General features: G+C 45.8%; 14 protein-coding genes and 3 tRNA genes. 4 read left to right on the forward strand and 13 right to left on the reverse strand.

Annotation, left to right across the window (positions count from 1 at the left end; genetic code table 11):
* Window positions 1-4: 4 nt before the first annotated feature.
* The 4 genes from ACVA6Q_RS05380 to ACVA6Q_RS05395 all read right to left on the reverse strand — a co-directional run bounded on the left by ACVA6Q_RS05380 (window position 5) and on the right by ACVA6Q_RS05395 (window position 5577).
* Window positions 5-2707: an FAD-dependent oxidoreductase gene (locus tag ACVA6Q_RS05380; RefSeq protein WP_446646784.1), complete on the reverse strand. Its 2703-nt coding sequence runs from the start codon at window positions 2705-2707 to the stop codon at window positions 5-7.
* An 11-nt stretch (window positions 2708-2718) separates the two neighbouring features.
* A complete protein-coding gene (gene hypB / locus ACVA6Q_RS05385) occupies window positions 2719-3390 on the reverse strand; it encodes a hydrogenase nickel incorporation protein HypB (RefSeq protein WP_418642991.1) in 672 nt (223 codons plus the stop codon).
* Window positions 3391-3402: 12 nt separating this feature from the next.
* Window positions 3403-3975, reverse strand: a complete 573-nt coding sequence (locus ACVA6Q_RS05390) for a HupE/UreJ family protein (RefSeq protein WP_446646785.1) — start codon at window positions 3973-3975, stop codon at window positions 3403-3405.
* A gap of 552 nt (window positions 3976-4527) precedes the next feature.
* Window positions 4528-5577, reverse strand: coding sequence for a cysteine synthase A (locus tag ACVA6Q_RS05395; RefSeq protein ID WP_446646786.1), 1050 nt, complete (start codon window positions 5575-5577; stop codon window positions 4528-4530).
* Window positions 5578-5850: 273 nt separating this feature from the next.
* Between ACVA6Q_RS05395 and ACVA6Q_RS05400 the strand changes: the two genes are divergently transcribed.
* Window positions 5851-6702: a patatin-like phospholipase family protein gene (locus ACVA6Q_RS05400; RefSeq protein WP_446646787.1), complete on the forward strand. Its 852-nt coding sequence runs from the start codon at window positions 5851-5853 to the stop codon at window positions 6700-6702.
* On the opposite strand, the gene ACVA6Q_RS05405 is transcribed toward ACVA6Q_RS05400, so the two are convergent.
* From ACVA6Q_RS05405 to ACVA6Q_RS05415, 3 genes are all read right to left on the reverse strand, one after another.
* The gene (locus ACVA6Q_RS05405; protein WP_446646788.1) at window positions 6692-8176 is read right to left on the reverse strand and encodes an EAL domain-containing protein; all 1485 of its coding nucleotides are present in this window, start codon (window positions 8174-8176) and stop codon (window positions 6692-6694) included. The two genes, ACVA6Q_RS05400 and ACVA6Q_RS05405, sit on opposite strands and share 11 nt — an antisense overlap.
* 122 nt (window positions 8177-8298) lie before the next feature.
* Window positions 8299-9492: an acetate/propionate family kinase gene (locus ACVA6Q_RS05410; RefSeq protein ID WP_418642995.1), complete on the reverse strand. Its 1194-nt coding sequence runs from the start codon at window positions 9490-9492 to the stop codon at window positions 8299-8301.
* Between the two features lie 279 nt (window positions 9493-9771).
* Window positions 9772-11706 carry a DEAD/DEAH box helicase gene (locus tag ACVA6Q_RS05415; protein ID WP_418642996.1) on the reverse strand — a complete coding sequence of 645 codons (1935 nt, stop codon included), beginning with the start codon at window positions 11704-11706 and terminating at the stop codon, window positions 9772-9774.
* A 432-nt stretch (window positions 11707-12138) separates the two neighbouring features.
* On the opposite strand from ACVA6Q_RS05415, the gene rnb reads away from it, so the two are divergent.
* Window positions 12139-14151: an exoribonuclease II gene (gene rnb, locus ACVA6Q_RS05420; RefSeq protein ID WP_446646789.1), complete on the forward strand. Its 2013-nt coding sequence runs from the start codon at window positions 12139-12141 to the stop codon at window positions 14149-14151.
* A gap of 86 nt (window positions 14152-14237) precedes the next feature.
* On the opposite strand, the gene ACVA6Q_RS05425 is transcribed toward rnb, so the two are convergent.
* Window positions 14238-14585 (reverse strand): DUF3024 domain-containing protein, encoded by a 348-nt coding sequence (locus tag ACVA6Q_RS05425; RefSeq protein ID WP_353499171.1) that lies wholly within the window; start codon window positions 14583-14585, stop codon window positions 14238-14240.
* A gap of 178 nt (window positions 14586-14763) precedes the next feature.
* On the opposite strand from ACVA6Q_RS05425, the gene ACVA6Q_RS05430 reads away from it, so the two are divergent.
* Both ACVA6Q_RS05430 and ACVA6Q_RS05435 read left to right on the forward strand, forming a co-directional pair.
* Complete coding sequence (locus ACVA6Q_RS05430; RefSeq protein ID WP_353499170.1) at window positions 14764-15576, forward strand: phosphate ABC transporter substrate-binding protein; 813 nt, start codon at window positions 14764-14766, stop codon at window positions 15574-15576.
* Between the two features lie 155 nt (window positions 15577-15731).
* Window positions 15732-16052: a heavy metal-binding domain-containing protein gene (locus tag ACVA6Q_RS05435; protein WP_112462795.1), complete on the forward strand. Its 321-nt coding sequence runs from the start codon at window positions 15732-15734 to the stop codon at window positions 16050-16052.
* Window positions 16053-16132: 80 nt separating this feature from the next.
* On the opposite strand, the gene pulA is transcribed toward ACVA6Q_RS05435, so the two are convergent.
* From pulA to ACVA6Q_RS05460, 5 genes are all read right to left on the reverse strand, one after another.
* Window positions 16133-20137 (reverse strand): pullulanase-type alpha-1,6-glucosidase, encoded by a 4005-nt coding sequence (gene pulA / locus ACVA6Q_RS05440; RefSeq protein ID WP_446646790.1) that lies wholly within the window; start codon window positions 20135-20137, stop codon window positions 16133-16135.
* A 469-nt stretch (window positions 20138-20606) separates the two neighbouring features.
* Window positions 20607-20680 (reverse strand) — tRNA-Cys (locus ACVA6Q_RS05445).
* A 115-nt stretch (window positions 20681-20795) separates the two neighbouring features.
* Window positions 20796-20882: transfer RNA gene (locus ACVA6Q_RS05450), tRNA-Leu, on the reverse strand.
* 205 nt (window positions 20883-21087) lie between these two features.
* Entirely contained in the window at window positions 21088-21333 is a 246-nt protein-coding gene (locus ACVA6Q_RS05455) for a nitrite reductase (RefSeq protein ID WP_446646791.1), read from the reverse strand.
* 477 nt (window positions 21334-21810) lie between these two features.
* A tRNA-Cys gene (locus ACVA6Q_RS05460) sits at window positions 21811-21884 on the reverse strand.
* Window positions 21885-22140: the final 256 nt, after the last annotated feature.

Genomic DNA, 22140 nt, shown 5'->3' on the forward strand with positions numbered 1-22140 from the left:
TAGACTACCCAATCGGCATCAATGATTTGATTCTTTTGATTGGCTTATACATAGTCACTTTCACTTTGCGCTTGATGGCGTACTTGATAATTTGCTTACGCGCATCTCGCAGTTCGCTTCCCTCAGCATCATAAGCTCTCACCAAAGAGATAGCGCCAAACTTACACTTGGTTGTACAAGAGCCGCAGCCTACACACATGAAATCATCCGCAGTCACTACCCCACAACCTAAACAACGCTCTGCCTCTTTTTGCACCTGTTCAGGCGTCAGGTTGCCACGCAAATCACGGAACGTATTTCGAGACTGAGCACCGTCGACATGGTGCAAAGTTTGACGAGGCGCCATGTCATAGCCAGCCAATTGAACATTCGACTTATCAAATGGGGTATAAGCTCGCTCTAACCTGCCAAGACGAAGACTTTGACCAGGTTGAACATAACGATGAATGGAGATCGCTCCCTCTTTCCCTTGTGCAATCGCATCAATGGCAAACCTTGGGCCCGTTAACGCATCACCACCGACAAAAATATCTGGCTGTGCCGTTTGGTAGGTCACCTCATCAGCCAGCACTTGTTGATTTGGCGCAACTGAAACATCACTACCGTTCAATAACTCGCCCCAGTCAATGGCCTGTCCGACGGAAATCAAAACACGATCCGCTTTCACATAGCGAACTTCGCTATCGTCAAACACAGGGGCAAATCGCCCTTCAGCATCCATCACCGACAAACAGCGTTTGAATACCACGCCAGTGACCCTACCTTCTTCGCTCACAATACGTGACGGCCCCCAACCGTTGTTGATTGTGATGCCTTCGTCCAGTGCGTCAGTGATTTCCTCTCCATGAGCGGGCATTGTTGCTCGACTTTCCAAGCAGTACATCGAAACGTCTTCGACTTCTGTTCTCACTGCCGTTCGCGCAACATCAATTGCGACATTCCCTCCGCCAATAACCACAACTTTGCCTGCAATTGTCGAAGGATGACCAAGATTGATATCTCGCAGAAACTCGACGCCCGTCATCACGCCTTTCGCATTGGCTCCATCAATTGGCAACGCTTTGCCTTTTTGGGCACCAATCGCTAAATAGAACGCGCGATAGCCTTGCTGACGCAACTGTTCCAGCGTGACCGAGTGCCCAATGTCGACACCAGTGCGAAACTCTACGCCTAGCTCCCTGAGTACATCGATTTCCGCCTTAATCACATTCTTCTCTAAGCGATAAGAAGGGATCCCAAGCGTTAGCATGCCACCCAAGACAGGCTGCTTCTCAAATACGGTCACACTATAGCCTTCAACCGCTAGGAAATACGCACATGACAAACCAGCAGGGCCGCTGCCTACTACGGCAATTTTCTTATCGGTGTAGTTATGGCGCTTAGTTGGGATATAACGAGTGTCTGAGTCTAAGTCTTGCTGCGCGATAAATTTTTTAATATCGTCGATGGCAACGGGATCATCAATATCTCCGCGAGTACATTCAGACTCACAATTGCGTGGGCAAATACGGCCACACACCGCTGGCAGGGGGTTTTCTTGCTTGATAAGCTCGAGAGCTTCAATATATCTGCCTTGCGACGCTAATTTAATGTAGCCCTGTATACCGATATGAGCTGGACAACCCGCTTTACACGGCGCAGAACCATCGTCATTGGCGACCTGACGATTCACACGATAATCGGGATTAAACTTATCGTCTCCCCACTCATTGGTGTATGGAAGTTCTCGGTCTTTCCTAATTTTTGGCTGCGTGGCACAAAGCTTTTGCCCCAGTCTAAGCGCGTTGGTTGGGCAGGTCTCGACACACTCTCCGCACGCCACACATTTGGTCTCATCAATCTTCACCACATAGTTAGAACGGATCATGTCGGGGTTTTGCCACTGCTCTGCCAACCGCAAAGCAAAACAGCCACATCCACAACAGTTGCAGATGGCGTGGGTTTCTCCGGAGCCGTCAAAGTTTGGGATTTGGTGCATCAAGCCATTGTCTTCGGCTTTACGCAGTACCGCCTTGGCTTCATCTCGGGAGATTTCTTTGCCTCTGCCAGTGCGAATGTAGTACTCGGCGGCATGCCCCATCTGGATACAAATGTCGTCTTTGATATGCCCGCAACCCTCACCTTGAGCTTCACGTGATGCTCGACATGCACAATCGGACAGCGAGAACACGTGGTTGTCATCTAGGTATTTCGACACCTCTTCATAAGAAGCGCTCCTAGTATCTCCGTCAATCGCGGTTTCGATGGGAATAACCCGCATCGGCCCTTTACCAATCGGAACATTACCTGCGGCCATAGGACCGCGCTTCTTACCAAAGTCATCAAACGCTTTGCCAAGCTGTGGATATTGCTCAATAAGAGCTTTGTTATTGACCACCATCTCCATATGACCCGGTACCCACACATCATGCCAGTACTTATCAACGCCATCGATGTTATTGACAAATGCAGCGCCTATAACCGCCAGATCCCAAAGTAGAATCTCCGTTTCTTCGACAGACTTTCCACATTTGTTGGCAACTTCTTCCGCGCTCAATGGCTGTTTTAACTCCAGTGCCAGTCCTACCTCAGCCATCGCCTCACTCATTATGGGTTCAAAAATTCGGTACTCAGGATCCGATGCTGTCACAGCGCGTTTCGAGCCGTCTTTGACCATACTGATCTTATTCGCGTATGAGATTACCTTCTGCTTTACTACCTGTTCCATCGCCTCGCCCCTTAGTTAGCATTCCAATCACTCACTTGCTGACGTAACCACCCTGTCCAATCCGCTATCCCTGCGCCAGTTTTAGCAGAAATAGCAAAGATTTTAATCTCAGGATTAAGTGCTTTAGCGCGCTCTATGACAGCGTCTAAATCGAAGTCAAAGTACTCTAAAGTATCGATTTTATTGATCAGCAACACATCACAGATAGAGAACATCAGCGGGTATTTAAGAGGCTTATCGTCTCCTTCTGGTACGCTCAAAATCATCGCGTTTTTTACTGCCCCAGTGTCAAACTCAGCGGGACAAACTAGGTTGCCTACATTCTCTAGTATGACCAAGTCGAGTTCATTGGCTTGTAGTCCCTCCAACCCCTGTGCGGTCATATCAGCGTCTAAGTGACACATGCCGCCAGTATGAAGCTGGATGACTTTGACGCCTTGCTCAGCAATAGTTTGAGCATCAACATCCGAGTCGATATCCGCTTCCATTACGCCAACACGAATGTTGTGTTTGATATGCTCTAACGTACGAACCAAGGTCGTGGTTTTACCGGAGCCTGGGGACGACATTAGGTTGAGAAGAAACAGCTTGCGTTCTTTTAGAGAGTCTCTTAACAAATCGGCTTGACGATCATTGTTGTCAAACACACTCTCTTTAATTTCCATGACTTTGAAATCTGACATCACCCTTCCCCTCTAGCCAATAACGCCGATCAATACACCACAACTCACTATGGCCGCCGCCAATTTTTGTGACGACACCAACTTCACCAATTGACTACCTAGTCCCATGATGACAGCCGATCCCATCAACATCCCAATGGCAAATGTAGCTAGAGACGCATGACCCACTTCAACGCCGTGTGCCCAACCATGAATCGATACCGCGAACAATGACGCAGTCACTAGTGCTTTCGCCAGCCAAGAGCCCGAGTTAAGCATCCAGACAGCAAACCCTGCGACGAAAACGGAGCTTAATATCAAGGTTTCCATCAGACTGCTGGCCTCCCACCATAGTCCAAATACGAAGCCAGCACCCATCATGCAAAGAGCTGCAATAATAAAAGACCCGCCTTTTAACTTATCAAAACAAGACATTTGGCTAGCAACGCCCATAGCAAGCAAGATCAATAGATGATCCAGCCCGAGGAAAGGGTGGAAAAAACCACTCAATAGCGAGACTGATAGCCCGTCATGAATGCCGTGAGCGTGTGCTATTGGCGACACCAAGATCACTGCCCCGCTAAGTAACTTCATTGCCTTTTTCATTGCTGTTTCCTTCCATATTTAAAATTCAATTAGAGCAAATGCTCTATTTTGTAAAAACGATAATATGGACAGCCGAGGCTTGCTGTGATTGCTCTCTCAATTACAAGTTGAGGAAATGATTACAGAAAAAACTTGTTCAAATTTGCTACAGAGATCGACTTTGTTTACTAAATCAATGTGAAGCTAATAATCAGGAATATAAAGAAAAAACCCGAATCAAACTGCTTCGGGTAGATGCTTGACTAATGCGAATAACAAGTGAGTCAAGAAAATGGATAGTGTATTTAACGCGCCCTATGAAGTTAAAAGTAGCTTTTCCATAATCTCAAGATAGGTGGCACACTGTGTTTTTCAACCAAAACTCAAGTTTGTCGTTGCTTCTAATGATTCTTAATTATCAGTAGAGTTTATTTATGAACGGCTTCGCCAATTAGAGCAGTATGAGACGCATCTTGAGCTTATCAGAGTGCTACGTGCACTGTACTTAACAGGCAAAGTAACCGCTTAACCGGCATGAAATGCCGGTTATTAGTTGCGACACGTTTCTAAGCGTTAAACGTTAACCACCATGCTACCATCTTCCATTTGGTAGCGAGACCATATATCAGCCAGAGTCTCTTTGTTGAGTTCGATTTCCTTAGCCTGCAAAAACTCTTCATTGTATAACTTGGAGTATGAGCGCTCAGCAAGATCGCAACTGAAAGTAACGATCGTCTTTCCTTTACCCATTCTTGCTGCTGCATAGAGAGCCCCGGCTACATTCAGTGCTGAGCTGCTTCCCAATAGAATACCGTCATGATCCGAGACTAAGCGCGATATTGTCACTAAGTCCTGATCCGGCAGTGTGATAGCGTGATTGATTTTAGCCTGCCTAAAGTTCTCCACTTCCCGCATGATACCAATGCCTTCAGTGAAGGAGCTACCACTCGACTGATGCTGCCCAGACTTCAGAAAAGAGTAAATACCCGAACCGTCAGGATCGACTAACCAGGTTTTGCAGCTTGGCTTTTGCTGGGATAGATAATGAGAGTTTCCAGCAATGGTTCCCCCCGTTCCGGCAACGGTAACAAGAGCGTCAATCTTACCCTCAGTTTGCTGCCAGATTTCTGGGCCGGTATGCAGATAATGAGCTCGGTAGTTGCTTAAATTTTCAAACTGATTTGCCCACCAATAGTCTTCACGTTCAGCACCAATACGCTTGGCGGTATGGTAAAAGTGTTCTGGGTTTGAAAAAGGACAAGGGTCGACTAACAACAGTTCTGCACCATGCAGAGCAACCATACGCTCTTTTTCTTGCGCTTGCCCTTTTGGCATAACCACCAACATTTTGTACCCCATCGACTTGGCCACCAATGCCAACCCAATACCGGTATTACCTGCTGTACCCTCGACTATGGTCATGCCTGGTTTGAGTTCGCCGCTATCAATCGCATCTTTCACAAGTTGCAGCGCCGCCCTATCTTTTATCGAGCCTCCAGGGTTTTGATGTTCACATTTAAGAAGAATGTCACAGCCGGATATTTCGGAAAGACTATTGATTCGAACTAGATCGGTATGACCGATGAGTTCACTAACATTGTTTGCGATAGGGGCAAATGACATAACCGCTCCATGTGTTATCAGATTCACTAATTAATCGATTTGTTACTTGAACATCATAAGCTTAGCCGCGCAGGGTGTGGAGTCAAGACTGGGCGTTAGCGAGTTCATAGTGACAAGCCGACTTACTTGTCACATCGACAGAAACGGATTTTAATAGAGCAAATCACCCAATTTTTGATATGTTACATATGAGAACCTAGACGTCTGACTAAGAGCTTGGCGAAAACTTAGGATTCAGGGATACAGTAAAAAGAGTAAAGGAATCAAATTTAAATGACACTCAAACCAAAACACGCTTTGGTGGTTGAAGGCGGCGCAATGCGAGGCATATTTGCTGCCGGGGTTTTGGACGGTTTTATCGACCACAACTATAACCCATTTGATTTTTGCATTGGAGTGTCGGCGGGCGCGACCAATATTGCTTCTTGGCTCTCTAATCAGCGTGGGCGAACTTATACCATCATCTCCGACTACTCTTGTCGGCCTGAGTTTATCAACTTCGGTAAATTTGCCAGAGGTGGCCATTGGCTAGATCTCGACTGGTTATGGGATCATATTGCGTTGCACTACCCCTATGACATGCAAGCTTTTAAACAACAGTCGACCCCTTTCCATATCGTGACCACAGATATCAAAACGGGCTCTCCCGTCTATACATTAGGCACTGAGAGTAATTTGGAAAGCATACTCAAAGCATCGTGTTCACTGCCTGTTGCTTACCGAACCCCTATCAGTTTCGAAGGCCGAAAAATGATTGATGGCGGAGTAGCTGACTCTATCCCAGTTGTAGAGGCATACAAAAAAGGCGCGAGAGAGATCACAGTGATCCTGTCTCAAAAGCAAGGCTATATGAAGCGTCCCCCAAAGGCACCTTGGTTACTGCGCCAGCTTATGAGAAACACACCACAGCTCGCGGAGACAATGATTAATCGTGCCGAACAATACAACCAAACGATGGCATTTATTAATAATCCTCCCAAGGGTTGCACCATTAATGTGATTACGCCCAACGAGAGCTTCTCTGTAGGTAGGCTCACGACAAACAAAGAGAAACTTGAAGCGGGTTATCAAATGGGACTGAGAGCGGCGGGAGACCTGGTTCAGAAAGCTCTATTTACTCGCTAAGTTTCAACGACGTAATTTCCATTGGTTTACCATAAAAATAGCCTTGTTGAACTGCTACACCTTTTGATTTGAGGTAATTTGCTTGCTCCAGCTTCTCAACCCCTTCTGCAATTAAGCTGAGATTTAGAGACTGAGCCATCGAAATAATCGCATCAAGTACAGGAACGTTTACACTGTCATGTCCGATGGAGTCAACAAAGCACTTATCGATTTTCAAGCCATCTATTGGCGTAGACTCGAGCATTGACAGAGAAGTTTGTCCCGTACCAAAATCGTCAATCAAGATTTCTACTCCATTAGATCTTAAGTGACTTATTGCACTCTTAGCTTGACTGTTGAGCAACTGACGCTCGGTTATTTCGACTCCCAAAGTGATCCCATTGGCTTTAAGCTGTTCGGCGTAAGATACCAGTCTCTCGCACTTGTCTTTAACTAAAAAATAATCCGGTGGAAAGTTAATGCCTAGGTGAAAAGGCGTCGACAGAGAAATTTCTAAAAAATCACTAATCGCTTTATCAACAACAATATCAGTCAATGAGTTGATTAACCCACACTCCTCTAAAATAGGAATAAAGACATCTGGGTAAACAAGACCACGCTCTGGATGATTCCAACGAACCAGCGCTTCAACTCCACTAACTTTGCCATTCAGCGCATTGAATTGAGGTTGATAATGCAATACGAACTGTTTGTGTTTGACTGCGTTCTCAACATCGCTATAAATTCCCGAACTTTGAGAAACGAGGCGGCGAATATAAAAAAGGGCCATGTAAGCGGTAAAGGTGCTTGGTATCGCTGCTAAGAAATAGAACCAACCCTTTTCTTTAATTAAGTCCATACTGGCAATAAGTTGAATTTCTTGACCTGGAATATCAGTACCAGTCGTATACGCAAACAAACCATCGTTTCTGACTGAATCACTCGGTGTCGGCTGCTCGCCAAAAAACAGTGCAGCAGACTTGAGCCTTGGCTCAGTTCGATAGCCTAAATTAGCACGCATATAATCTGGCGAGAGCAATGACACCGCATGATACACCTGATCATTGAGAACCCTTCGATTGATCACTGCGATTGATGTACTCTGCGATCTTGGCATCGGAACGAGTTCCATCGATTGCGCTTCAGTAGTTAGCTTACCCTCGTCAACGATTGAACGATTGATCACATTTCCCAATGATGAACAGATGATTTTGCCATCCGAAACAATCTGCATTTCAAGAATTTCACGCTCATATCGCAAAACTTGTTGTAGATAATTGCAATTGGTTGGTGCCACCAGAGCGGCTTTGTTTTCCATCGCGACACTGTATACGATCCTACTGTACGCATTCGCATACCCATCACCCAACTGGCGAATAGTCTCTTTCACGCTCAGCAACGCTAGTACTATAAGTGTCACAGTCACTAAGACGAGTGGTACTAGAGCAACTACCCAAAACAGTAAGCTTCGATTCGTCGTATTCAACCCAAACATATCATTCCAATCATTTATCTTAACCCTCTAACCATAAACGATTTTTCTATCGAGTAGCACAAAAAAACCCGAAGCTAGATACTTCGGGTTGAGGGGTCATAAGATATTGGGGTATCTAATGATTACAAAAGCTCTACCGACTGCTGAGCAATCACAAACTCTTCGTTAGTTGGGATAACCATCGCTACTGCATTTAGCATTTCAGACTTAGCGATAACACCAGCATTACCAAAGCGAGCGTCTTCGTTGCCTTTCACATCTTCTTTAAAACCTAGAAGTTTCAGGTTGTTTAAGATCTCACGGCGAATTGGCATCGAATTCTCACCGATACCACCCGTAAAGATGATGCCATCGAATGAATCTAGAGCTGCTAGGTATGATGCAATGTACTTAGATACGCGGTAAGTAAACACTTGGAATGCGAGCGCAGCGCCTTCGTGACCTTGCTCCATGGCTTCTAGAATGCCACGAGCATCGCTCGTAAGACCAGACACACCTAGGAAGCCAGACTCCTTGTTAAGCGCGTTAAAGACTTTGTCTTGTGACCAACCTTTCTTAAGAAGGTACTCAATGATGCCTGGATCTAAGTCACCACAACGGGTGCCCATCATAAGGCCAGAAAGCGGAGTAAAGCCCATTGACGTATCTACAGACTCACCGTTGTTAATTGCACATACAGATGCACCATTGCCAAGGTGTACAGAGATAAAGCTAGATTGCTCTACAGGCTTATTGATCATTCTTGCTGCTTCACGGCTTACGAAATAGTGACTTGTACCGTGGAAGCCGTAACGGCGGATACCGTAGTCAGTATATAACTCGTTAGCAATAGCGCCCGTGTAGGCACGTTTCGGCATTGACTGGTGGAATGCAGTGTCGAATACTGCGAATTGTGGCAGTGACGGGAACGCTTCCATCGCAGCGCGAATGCCAATTGCACCCGCTGGGTTATGAAGTGGCGCAAGGTCGGCCAGCTTTTCAATTTCAGCGGTTACTTCTTCGTTGATGCGTACAGTTTGTGTGAACTTCTCACCACCGTGAACAATACGGTGACCGACTGCAACAATGCCCTCTTGCAGACCCAGTTCATCAGTAAGACCTACCAGTTTACCGATAGCAATTTTGTGGTGGCTGTCATCGCCCTCGATTGCGATTTCAGTTTTTTCACCGTTGAATTTCCAGCTCATACGAGACTCTGGAAGACCGAAACACTCACCGAGACCAGACAGTACAGCTTCACCAGTTTGGGAATCAATCACTGCAAACTTTAGTGACGAGCTGCCAGAGTTGATGACAAGAACAAACGAATTCGACATTGGGGGGTTATCCTGTTATTGAGCATGGATGGAAGATGACTTCCTAGCATTGATTGATATTATTCAATATTTTTTGAATCATTCAACTTTCTTTTAAGGTTTTGATTGTATCAAAATGATATTTATTGATGATGATCAAACTAGGATTTAATTCATGAGTTGAATTTAATCACCTACACCCCTTGATTATAGTCGCTTCGCGGACACGTTGCATATTCATCATACAAAAAAGCCGAGCTTACGCTCGGCTTTCAAATATTTTTGAATACTCAAATTTAATTAAGCTTCGTCACGACGGTTACCGCGTGAGAATGAACGCTCGCCACGATGGCTGCCACGGTGGTCACCACCACGGTTGCGGTCAAAACGACGCTCACCGTCACCACGACCACGGCCACCTTCACGATTGCCTTCACGGTTACCACGGTAGCCACCGCCTTCACGGTTACCACCACCTTCACGGTTGCCACGGTAACCGCCACGGTTACCATCTCGGTTACCATCACGACGGCCACCGCCATCACGACGACCACGAGGCTCACGGAAGTCGTTAAAATCAACCACTACTGCACCCGCTTCTTTTTGACGGATACGTAGTTTCTGTAGCTTACCAGCAACATCTGAAGTCATTGCTTTTGGAAGCTGAACGTAAGTTGATTCACGATCTAGCTTGATAGCACCGATAGAACCTTTAGTTAGGCCTAATTCGTTTGCTAGTGCACCAACGATGTCTTTAACTTGAACGCCTTGCTCGCGACCCACTTGAAGTTGGTACGTATCCCAATCTTGAGTGTTGAAATTACGGCCACCATCACGACCACCGTCGCGATCGCGATTGTCACGGCGCTCTTTGCGACGCTGCTTGTCACGCTCGATAGCAGCGATCATTGGGTCTTCACCAATGTAGAACAATGGACGTTTACCCTGCTGGCGCTTAAGAAGAATTGCCGCTAGTGTAGCCGCGTCAATCTCTAGAGTTTCTTGCAGCTTCTCAACAAGCTCAGCAAACTTATCAAGTGACTTGTGCTCAGCTTCTTGAGCAAGTTCTTCACCCAGCTTAACTAGACGAGCTTCTGCAACTTTGTCACGTAGAGGAAGTTGGATTTCTTCCATTGAAGACTTAGTTACGCGCTCGATAGTGCGAAGCATACGGATTTGGTTTGTGCGAACTAGAAGGATCGCTTTACCTTTACGTCCAGCACGACCAGTACGGCCGATACGGTGGATGTAAGACTCAACATCGAATGGGATGTCGTAGTTGAATACGTGTGTAATACGTGGAACGTCTAGGCCACGTGCAACAACATCAGTTGCAACTAGGATGTCAATAACACCTTGTTTGATGTGATCAACAGTACGCTCACGTTGAGACTGAGGAATGTCACCATGCAGTGCTGCTGCTTTGAAGCCGCGCGCTGATAACCAGTCTGCAAGACGCTCAGTGTCTTGGCGAGTACGTACGAATACGATTGACGCGTCAGTTTCTTCTGTTTCTAGAAGACGAGACATTGCTTCGTCTTTTTCTACGCCTTTAACAACCCAGAATTGCTGCTCTACTTTGTCAACAGTGTGGTTTTTACCAGCAACGTCGATGTACTCTGGCTCACGCAAGAAACGATCAACGATCTTCTTAAGCATTGGAGGCATAGTTGCAGAGAATAGTACGCGTTGTGCAGTTGATGGAGCGTGCTCCATGATCTCTGTTACGTCATCAACAAAGCCCATGTTTAGCATTTCATCTGCTTCATCAAGAACAAACGTGTGTACTTCGTCTAGGTGTAGACGGTCACGGTTGATAAGGTCTTGAACACGACCTGGAGTACCAACAACAATGTGAGCACCAGATTTAAGTGCACGCATTTGATCAACGATAGATGCACCACCGTAGATCTCTAGAACTTTAAGACCAGCAACGTTTTTACCAAGGTTCTTAACTTCGGCAGCAACCTGAATCGCAAGTTCGCGAGTTGGCGCAAGAACGATAGCCTGTGGCTTGCGTTGACCAAGGTCTAGCTTGTTGAGTAAAGGAAGAGAGAAAGCCGCTGTTTTACCAGTACCGGTTTGTGCTTTACCTAGCGCGTCTTTACCTTCTAGAAGGTGAGGAATAGCTGCAGCTTGGATAGGCGTTGGAGAAACAAAACCCATTCCTTCAAGAGCAGAAAGGATTGCGTCGTTCAGCGCTAAATCGCTAAACTGGATAGTAGAATCTGTCATTGGGATCCCATTCTTAGATTAATAACTAGGTCCCACGAGCTCTACCAATTCCAAACTGATCCAGATTGTCTCTAAAAACAATCGATTAAGAGCTGATTCCATTCAGATGCGGACAAGTAACAAATCGCATCAAGCCGCTAGGGACGTAAACAAGGAGGCGGATTATTCCCTAAAAGCACAAAAAAAGCCAGAAAAAATTGAAATACATCACAATTTTCTCCTCTTTGGCAAAAATCTGTATAAACCGTAGTCAAATTGACACATTTATAATCTAAAAACTAAGCGCATCAGGGTTTAAGCTCATCTCAGCTCACTATTGTCCTTTCTATTTGATCACGGATTTACGGCAACTTGTATGTGACGCCATTCCTTTCCAATGATAGAATCCAGCGCAATATTCGCTTCTCTTAAGCAAAGGTTTACAGACACCACATGTTCCAAGACAATCCGTTACTCGCTCAACTTAAGCAGCAAATTCAAGAAAACCTTCCGAAAAAAGAAGGTACTATCAAAGCGACTGAAAAAGGCTTTGGTTTCCTCGAAGTCGACGCAAAGAACAGCTTCTTTATCCCACCTCCATACATGAAGAAATGTATGCACGGTGACAAAGTCGTTGCGATTATTCGTACGGAAAAAGAGCGTGAAGTGGCAGAGCCTCAAGAGCTAGTTGAACAAGCAGTCACGCGCTTTATTGGCCGCGTTAAGCTATTTAAAGGCAAACTGAACGTTACTCCAGATCATCCACAGCTTAAAAAGCTGACGCTAAAGGCGAAAACGATCAAAGGCCTTAAGTCTGATGATTTAAAAGAAGGTGACTGGGTTGTTGCTCAATTGATTCGACACCCTCTCAAAGGTGACAACGGCTTCTTTGCAGAAATCACAGAAAAAATCACAGACGCCGACGACAAGATCGCACCATGGTGGGTAACACTAGCTCAAAATGATCTGCCGAATACCGAGCCAGAAGGTCTTGAACAGTGGGACATTAAAGATGACGAAGCACTTGAGCGCGTTGATCTCACTGAGATGCCGTTTGTCACTATCGATGGTGAGTCGACCAAAGACATGGACGACGCACTCTACGTTAAGAAAAACGATAACGGCCAGTTTGAACTGACCATCGCTATCGCCGACCCAACGGCTTACATCACACCAGAAGATAATATGGATAAAGTAGCGCGCGAGCGTGGCTTTACTATCTATCTTCCAGGTCGCAACATCCCAATGTTGCCACGTGATTTGGCCGACGATCTGTGTTCACTGATTGAAAACGAAGTGCGCCCTGCGATTTGCTGCCAAGTCACCGTAGACGCTGACGGCATAATTGGCGATGACATTCGCTTCTTCGCAGCCAACATTAAATCACATGCACGCCTTGCTTATGACCATGTGTCTGATTGGCTAGAAACTGGCAGCAGTGACAAATGGCAGCCTTCTGACGAGATTGCTAACGTTGTACGCGAGCTAAGCGAATTTGCACAAGCACGTGCGACTTGGCGCGAAACACACGCGGTTGTATTCCCAGATCGTCCAGATTATCGCTTTGAGCTTAGCGAAGATAACGACGTCGTTGCTATCCACGCTGACATGCGCCGCACTGCTAATCGTTTGGTTGAAGAGTCGATGATCACCGCCAACATCTGTGCCGGCCGTGCTCTAAGCAAAGCATTTGGTTACGGGGTATTTAATACTCACCTTGGCTTCAAAGCAGACAAGCTTAAAGATGTGGTTGATCTAGTAAACCAAGATAAAGAAGAAGCAACTTACACGGCAGAATCTCTCTCGACACTAGAAGGTTTCGCGGCGCTGCGTCGTGACTTAGGTGCACTTGAGTCTAGCTACCTAGATAACCGCATTCGCAAGTACCAAGCATACAGCGAAATCAGCAATCAGCCTGATGCTCACTTCGCAATGGGTCTAGACGTTTACGCAACGTGGACATCACCTATTCGTAAGTACGGCGACATGGTCAACCACCGTCTTCTAAAAGCACTTATCCTTGGCAATGAACCAGTACAAAAACCAGATGACGAACTGGGTGAAGAACTGGCTATACACCGCAAGCATCACAAGATTGCTGAACGTACCGTTGGTGATTGGTTGTATGCTCGTACGCTAGAGAATGATCCAAAAGCAGGCACCGAGTTTACTGCGGAAATCTTCGATATTAACCGTGCAGGTATGCGTGCTCGCCTTCTAGAAAACGGCGCTGGTGTGTTTATTCCAAATCCGCTTATCGTTGCAAATAAAGAGCGCATCGAAAGCAATAACGAAACGGGCACAGTCGCTATCGACAAAGAAGTTGTGTACCGCCTGGGTGACACACTGAAAGTGGTATTGTCAGACGTTAACCAAGAAACGCGTAGCCTTGTTGCTAAACCTGTTGAAGTGTTTGCTGAAACACCTGTCGAAGCAAAATCTGACGCGGAAGAAGCGCAAAAGTAGCTTCTTAAGCGCAAGAACTATAACGTAAAAATGGGAGCCAAAAGCTCCCATTTTTTATGCCGGTTCGGCTAGTTGTCATCGCCCTATCACCAAAAGTAAGCTTTCGGATCTTTCTCAATCTCACGCATTACTGCGGTTAAATCAGAGCTCTTACCAAGAAACGGATAAGGTATCCACGCTTCACCATCTTGCTCATCGGGCACATAAACCAACCATTTATTATCATTGGCATCAAGTTCAACTTTAGCTACCGCACTGGTGTAGCTGGAAGATTTTGAGTCGAGTAAGTAGTGCGCTTTAGAAAACAGCACGCCATGTTCAAGCATCTCAAACAGGGACTTACCGAGCTCCACGGGCATACTGCGGTTTCGGTTACTACAAACAATTTCTGCGCACCGCTCTAGGCGGCACTGCGACATTTGAATTAACGTCATACACCCTTCCTCTCGATAGATACCTTTAATATAACTGCTTTTTGACGAGTTTGTTAGCGTTGCATACACCAATTAGATGCAATTGAGAACTCACACCAAAGCAGGCAATGCTAATTCACAAAAGTGTCACACTAACGAAATAAGATGTGGAAAATTCTTACTTTATTTGGAGTTAACTATGCTTCGCATTGCCCTAGCCACCCTACTCTCTATTGCCAGTTTTGCTCATGTTCAAGCAGAAGAAGTCAACGTATCCGGTTCGACCTCTGTCGCTCGTGTTATGGATGTATTAGCAGAGCAATACAACAACCAAAACTCAGATACATTCGTTGCAGTACAAGGGATTGGCTCTACCGCGGGCATCACTTTGTTAGAAAAAGGCGCTACCGATATCGGCATGAGCAGCCGCTTCCTAACCGTGCAAGAAAACAGCGAGTCGCTAGAGGTATTCCCAATTGCTTATGATGGCTTAGCGGTGGTTGTAAACTTGGCTAACCCGGTGCAAAACGTTAGCCGTGAGCAACTGTATGACATCTACAAAGGCGAAATAACCAACTGGAAGCAAATTGGCGGACCTGACCAAAAAATCGCTGTGGTCACTCGTGAAGCATCTTCGGGCACCCGAGCAAGTTTTGAAAGCTTACTTGGCCTGACACGCGTGATTAACGACAGAACTGTTTCAGACATCAATCCAACTAACCTTGTCGTTAACAGCAACAGCATGGTGAAGACCATCGTAAACCACAATCCACACGCGATTGGTTTTATCTCTGAAGGTTCAGTAGATCGCTCAATAAAAGCAATTACCTTTGAGGGAGTAGAGGCTAACACCAAGAACATTTCAGACGGCAAGTACCAATTGGCTCGCCCATTCTTACTACTTCACAAGAAAGACGACATCGATGACAATGCAGACAAGTTCATTAAGTATGTTCTTTCAAAAGAAGGACAGTTATTGATTGAAGAGTATGGTTATACACCAGTTAAGTAATTGATTTCATTATCTACTCAAGGGGAGCACTGCTCCCCTTTCTGTTTTTCAGATTGTGACAAAACCTTTGATTTCATTGATAGCGCTTTTCGGTATGCTCGAACTGCTGCTAAGGTGTAACTACTTGTTTAAACATCCTCACACAGGAGCATTCAATGATAGTAACAACGACTCAAACGGTTGAGGGAAAAAGAATTGTCAGCTACAAAGGTGTCATCGCTGGCGAAGCGATCCTTGGAGCAAATGTGTTTAAAGACATGTTTGCAGGGCTTCGTGACATTGTGGGTGGCCGCTCTGGTACTTACGAACGTGAGCTTCAACGAGCACGTGAAATTGCTTTAAAAGAACTCGAACAAAAAGCCAGTGATATTGGAGCGAATGCGGTTGTTGGCGTGGATTTAGACTACGAAGTCTTGGGGACTGGAAATGGAATGTTAATGGTATCGGCGAGTGGTACAGCGGTTGTTGTCGACTAACCTTTCTTTATTTTCTCTGTTTTAGTGATGAAAAAAAGGCAGCGAATTACCGCTGCCTTTGTTTTTACGATGACATCAAGTTATTGCTGCGTAACAGTAAGTACTGGCGCACTCTTGTCTGCAAAGTTAACTTCAAAGCGATAGTCACCAGCACTCGGGATAGCGATGCCTAAGTTCTTAGTAGCAGGACCAACGCCAAGCGCTAGTGGAGTACCGAACTCAACAGAAACACCTTCCGCGTCTGGCGCGAAGATGGTTGCATCTGACCAACCAGAATCGGCGACTTTCATATTGAAGTTACCCGCACTTAGAGATACTTCAAGTGCATAAACATCGTTAGCTACGTAAGTAAACTTCGCCGAATCAATCGCCGCCCAGCCAGAGTCAGTCACATCACCACGTAGGTAGAGTGCGGTATCACCCCAAGTTGGCGCATCTGGTGCTGCAACAACTGACACAACAGGTTTATCCGCTGTATCGTTTTGCATGTACGACGCATCGACAGTGAACGTATATTTGCCCGCAGTCTCAACAGACAGCTTACAGTTGCCCTCTGTACCAAGGTCGATTGAGTCGTTAGCTTGATCTGCCCAATTACAAGGGATGTTTACATCACCCCAGTTAGCATCTCCAAACTTGAACTCGTAATCACCAGCCTCAAGTGGCGCTGTCAGCGTGTACATACCATTGGCAATAAACTGCAGCTTCCAGTCCTCACTCGCTCCCCAGCCGTTCATACCACCACGGACGTAAACATTCGTCTCGCCATACGGTGGAAGATTTGACACATCTTTGTTTGAAAGATCAACCGGAAGACCTTCTCCTCGAGCACCATCTCGTGGTAGCACGAACACAGCTGTAGTTAGCGCAGGGACAGAGAATGTGCTATTTGCAAATGTTGCATCTCGCACAATGATATCTGCTGAGTTCTGTTGTACATCATGCAGAACGAAGCCTTCAGTCCCATCGATAGTAAAGTCTTGTTGCTCTGATGTTGAGTTAGCAACGACAACAATCGCATCAATTTCTTTATCAAGATTGTCACTACCTGCTTTCGTACCATTATCAATCGACATCACAATTAGACCTTGAACCTGATCTTCGCCAACATTGCGGAAGTCAACACGGTTTTTAACATCTGCCGCTGTCGTTAGGCGGAATAGGTCACTACTGTTACGGATTTTAAGTAGCTCAAGGAACTGCTGCTTAGATAGCTCGATATCGTCCGCATCTGGCTTAGCCGTTGAGTCTGCAATGATCTCTTTAATGAGCTTCCAGTTTGCGCCGTCTTTGTCTTCACGAGGTAGACCAACATTCCAGTTGTTGTCTGAACCGTCAAAACGAACGCGGTTATACCAGTCACCCGAATCGTAAGAGTCACGTTGCATTGACTTAGAACGAAGTAGCTCTGAGCCCATATGGATAAATGGTATACCTTGTCCCATCATCACAGTAGACAGAGATACCGTTTGCATACGAGCGCGCTCTGCAGACGATGTACCTGACGCAATCTTATAGGCATTGTTATCCCAAAGCGTTTGGTTATCGTGCTTAGACACATAAGAAATGTTTTCTGACGGTTGCTCTGTGTAACCTGCTGGCGCACCATTGTAATCTACGTTTTTGCCCAGAGTTGTGTTGCCTTCTGAATCAAGAAGAACGTAAGTTGCTAGGTTACCTGCCATACCCAAACGCACTAGGTCTTGGTTATGTAGCATCGCCTTAGTTGTTGCGGCAGTGTCTTCAACCTCATCGTTCATGTAAGCCGCATTACCAAAGCCTTGGTTATACTTAAGCGAGCGACGACCATCTTGATCTTCACCACCATCAAACGGGCTACCACCACGAACGGCATCACGCAGACGATCTGAGAACGTACCGATGCCTGTGCCGGCCATCGCAATCTGTGTTGCTTGTTCAAAACGAGCGTGTTGAGCGACTTCACCAAAGTCCCAACCTTCACCGTAGAAGATGGTGTCTTCGTCAATCACTTTAACCGCCTCAAGTGCTTCTACCATCAACGCTTTTGGTTGGTGACCCATTAGGTCAAAGCGGAAGCCATCAACGTTATAATCCTCAGCCCACACTTTCAGCGAGTCGACCATCAACTTACCCATCATGAGGTTTTCTGTTGCTGTGTTATCACAGCACGTCGACATTTCAACGTCACCGGTGTTGATGTTTAGACGGTGGTAGTACCCTGGGACGATCTTATCCAGTACTGACTTGTCGTTCACGCCAGACGCATTGGTATGGTTATACACAACGTCCATAACAAATTTCAGCCCCATATCATGAGTCGCCTGAACCATTTCACGGAACTCTTTAATGCGAGCCGAGCCGTCAGCATCACTTGCGTAGCTGCCTTCTGGCACTGTGTAGTGGAACGGGTCGTACCCCCAGTTGAAGCTATCAAGCATGCGAAGATCATTCATCAGAGCTTGAGCATCACCCGTTGAGGTATCGTAATCTTCTAGAACAGACTCGATGGTGTCACCCATATTTCCAGTGGCACAAATTGCTGCGTCTGATTTAGCCTCACAGAGATCGCCAACCGTGTCAGTAATATCAACTCGATTAACTTCATCAACCGTTGCAATGTCAAACGCAGGAAGTACGTGTAGCGTTGTCATACCAGCATCTTTAAGTGCTTGTAGGTGTTTCACTGACTCACGTTCTGCTTCTGTGAACGCTAGGTATTTACCGTTGTTTGCGGTCGTACCATTTGCATCACTAAAGCTGAAGTCACGGATGTGGGACTCGTACAATACGTGGTCGATGTCATTCTTTGTTGGGCTTTCAAACTCACCACCCCAGTTTGCTGGCGCTAGAGCAGGATCACTAAGATCCACAACATGTGAGTAACGAGAATTGGCTGACACGCTTAGTGAATATGGGTCGGTGACGAGACGCTCTTCTACCTTGCCCGTTGTTGGATGGTAAACCGTTACGTGATAGCGATAGAATTTGCCTTCAGCACCAGAGACCGGATCGCTCGACCAAACACCGTTGTCTGTGTTTTCGTCCATGTCGATCGTTTGCTCAAGCTTCTTGTCTTCGTCATAGATTTCAAGCGCGACTTTTTGTGCAGTTGGCGCCCAAAGTTTGAATGTAGCTGAACTGCCTTCCACAACTGCACCGAGCACTTCTGACATCGCATCACCCGCTTCTTCTGAAGCATAGATCGCGTCCAGTGCACCCGCCGATTGAATTTCTGTAGCTGCCATGATTTCATCATTGCTGTTGTATGCAACGATAACCACTTGGCCTTTGAGTAAGTCGTGGATCTCTTCCGCTGTAAAGTTATTCGTAGCCGTTTTTAAGCTTTCAAGATGTTTGAAACGTTTTTTCTGCTCATCACTAAGATCACCGCCGATGGAAAGTTCTAGCTTTTCGCCACCGGTGATGTTTTTATCTTCATCAAGTTCGATGCCGCCCGTGCTGCTGTGGTAAAGAGCAAGTTTACTAGCACTTCCCGCCGCTTCCCAAGCAATCGTGTCTGAATCAATCCAGTGTGCAGCACGCCCATCAATTACCACTGGACGCTCTTCTATTGGAGCGTAGTAAAGTTTGCTACTACCGTGGAAACCAAAAAGACCTTTGCTTTCGCTACTTTGAAGATTGCGAAGTTCAACTTTCAGGTTGTTACCACCAAACGCTTTATCATCACCTTTATGTAGAATGAAGTTCATACACTCATGTGGATCTGCAGCATCAGGATCGACCTTTAAGACATAATAAGCACCATAGGTGTCGCTCACACCTGTGTATGGATGCGGATCTGTCCACGCTGTCTCACCTGAAATTCCCATAGCTTCGAGATCAGTACTATTACAACCATCACCATTCCAAAGGTGCAACCCCCACCCCTCGTAGGAGGCACCCGATTGCGCTGCAACATCGCGCTTGTAATAGATAACGACCTCATTTTCAGCTGGGTTGTATAGACCTTCGATATTGCCAGTATTACCGCCCGCATCCGTGCCTGAATCGCTGCTTGAGTTACAACCTGCTAAAACCGCTGCTGAGAGCAACGGAATTAGGGTTTTTGCAACCACTGTCATGTTTAGTTTTTTATTGTCCACTTTCTAAACCTTTTGTTATAGAGGGAAAAGAGTCGTCTTACACGTCAAAGACTTCACCTGCCTCTATCCTAAGAAAAGTGGCCATACACAAACTGTGAAAAATGTAATTAAAGTTATTGAAATGGATAAAATAACCATCTCGTTGGAGTCATTTCACACATAGTGCAAAAAAAAGCCAACAAAACGCAACCAAGCGCACAACATTCTGCCCAACCAGTTTCAGGCGTAGTTAAGGGGGTGGAGAACAAAAGGCGTAGAATTCAGCCTGCAATGAGAGAGCAGCATCACTTATATTGCAATACTTATTTTTACATGAAAATTAATAGCCTTATCAATTGACTCTCTTGTTAACATTAAGCACTTTATTAGTAAGGTATACTCATTTTCACTGCCAAGATTCGGCTATGCGAGGGGCTTTAAGGTGTCGAAACGACGAAAGCCCCGACCAAAGTCGGGGCTTTCTGAAAAGTGGAGGCGCCTCCCGGAGTCGAACCGAGGTCCACGGATTTGCAATCCGCTGCATAGCCACTCTGCCAAGGCGCCTTTTTTTGTGTGCTAAGTAATAACTCAGCTTTTTAAGAGATGCTTCCCCGGACTAGAGTTGATGGTCCGACATATCGGCCGGCACTCCGAGCTGGATGCTAAATCTCATAAATGATGGTGCCCCGGGCCGGACTTGAACCGGCACAACGCGAACGTCGAGGGATTTTAAATCCCTTGTGTCTACCAATTCCACCACCAGGGCACACAAATTTCTTTGTGATGCCGTTTAGTCTAAGTAAACACCATCTTTTAATTCTTGTTTCTCTTGGGCTTCCCCGTGAGAACGAGGTGTACTTTAACGGATTGAGATTTTGCGTCAACAGGTATTTTTCACTTTATGAATCAAGTGATTAAATAGCGAACTCTGCGGTATGAAGCACGAACAATTCGCCGATAAATACAGCAAACTACAGGTTGGCAATCTTGCGATCAAGTTGATATTTTTCATCTGTGACGATCTTTTCCAGTACCTCTACTCGCCCTGATAGCCGCTCTACTTTCTCCAACAGCTCACTATTTGCTCGCTCTGCCTGCGAACTCGCATTGTCTAACTCGATAATACGCATCTTTTCTCTATGCGCAGCAAAAGCTCGGATCATACCGCGTCCAAAAATAGCGCCAAAAATAATCAGTACCACAAGAACGTCTGTCATAATCACCTCCATGCATAAATTTCTCAACCAAGAGTAAGTAGGCACTCTAAGAATTGCAATTAATGCACGCCTTCAAACATGACTAACGTGTGCCGCGTCTCAACTCACCTACTTTTACAGTCATTGAACTAGGCCTCAAGTTTTACCTGACACAGAACATAAACAAGGAGTGGTCGTAGGTGATATGAATATAGCTTGGTTGTAGCGAGATCAGAGTTAGAAAACCAGAATCCCCCCTAGCGTCGATCGTCAATATAGAACATTCACGTAAAACCGGGCGAGGCAGACCTTACGTCTATAAATGTTGATCTGACGTCAAACTAAGAGCCAATCAAATTCTTACCCGTACGTAGGATATGAGCAATTGTAGAAGAGAGTATTCGAGCCACGGCTAAGATCGGTAACTGTATGAGAATACGAAAATTTCTTAGCTTCATAAACGACGAAACCCCGACATAAGTCGAGGTTTCTAAATAATGGAGGCGCCTCCCGGAGTCGAACCGAGGTCCACGGATTTGCAATCCGCTGCATAGCCACTCTGCCAAGGCGCCTTTCTTTTCAACACTTTAGAGAATCTCTCTCGCTGTGTTCGAGGCATACTTTACGGATATGAGAAAATTAGTCAAACAAAAACTAGAAAAAAATGTTTGTTCGCTGACTTTCCGACCAAGATGGACAAGATTACGTCTGCAGTGGCTAAATCTCAATCACAGTCCAATAAGTTTTCAAAACATTCCCAACGAGAAAACTTGATCATAAGACTCCCACCATTCTAAAGTTAACCCTCATACGCCTCAATAAGAACCT

This window comes from Vibrio sp. DNB22_10_4, assembly GCF_052879755.1.

What these genes read in the sequence shown, in the direction of transcription:
- ACVA6Q_RS05405 (WP_446646788.1), bottom strand. Translation starts at nt 8,176, where the DNA reads ATGTTTGGGTTGAATACGACGAATCGAAGCTTACTGTTTTGGGTAGTT.
- ACVA6Q_RS05435 (WP_112462795.1), top strand. Translation starts at nt 15,732, where the DNA reads ATGATAGTAACAACGACTCAAACGGTTGAGGGAAAAAGAATTGTCAGC.
- ACVA6Q_RS05430 (WP_353499170.1), top strand. Translation starts at nt 14,764, where the DNA reads ATGCTTCGCATTGCCCTAGCCACCCTACTCTCTATTGCCAGTTTTGCT.
- rnb (WP_446646789.1), top strand. Translation starts at nt 12,139, where the DNA reads ATGTTCCAAGACAATCCGTTACTCGCTCAACTTAAGCAGCAAATTCAA.
- ACVA6Q_RS05410 (WP_418642995.1), bottom strand. Translation starts at nt 9,492, where the DNA reads ATGTCGAATTCGTTTGTTCTTGTCATCAACTCTGGCAGCTCGTCACTA.
- ACVA6Q_RS05395 (WP_446646786.1), bottom strand. Translation starts at nt 5,577, where the DNA reads ATGTCATTTGCCCCTATCGCAAACAATGTTAGTGAACTCATCGGTCAT.
- hypB (WP_418642991.1), bottom strand. Translation starts at nt 3,390, where the DNA reads ATGTCAGATTTCAAAGTCATGGAAATTAAAGAGAGTGTGTTTGACAAC.
- ACVA6Q_RS05415 (WP_418642996.1), bottom strand. Translation starts at nt 11,706, where the DNA reads ATGACAGATTCTACTATCCAGTTTAGCGATTTAGCGCTGAACGACGCA.
- ACVA6Q_RS05380 (WP_446646784.1), bottom strand. Translation starts at nt 2,707, where the DNA reads ATGGAACAGGTAGTAAAGCAGAAGGTAATCTCATACGCGAATAAGATC.
- ACVA6Q_RS05400 (WP_446646787.1), top strand. Translation starts at nt 5,851, where the DNA reads ATGACACTCAAACCAAAACACGCTTTGGTGGTTGAAGGCGGCGCAATG.
- ACVA6Q_RS05390 (WP_446646785.1), bottom strand. Translation starts at nt 3,975, where the DNA reads ATGAAAAAGGCAATGAAGTTACTTAGCGGGGCAGTGATCTTGGTGTCG.
- ACVA6Q_RS05425 (WP_353499171.1), bottom strand. Translation starts at nt 14,585, where the DNA reads ATGACGTTAATTCAAATGTCGCAGTGCCGCCTAGAGCGGTGCGCAGAA.
- ACVA6Q_RS05455 (WP_446646791.1), bottom strand. Translation starts at nt 21,333, where the DNA reads ATGACAGACGTTCTTGTGGTACTGATTATTTTTGGCGCTATTTTTGGA.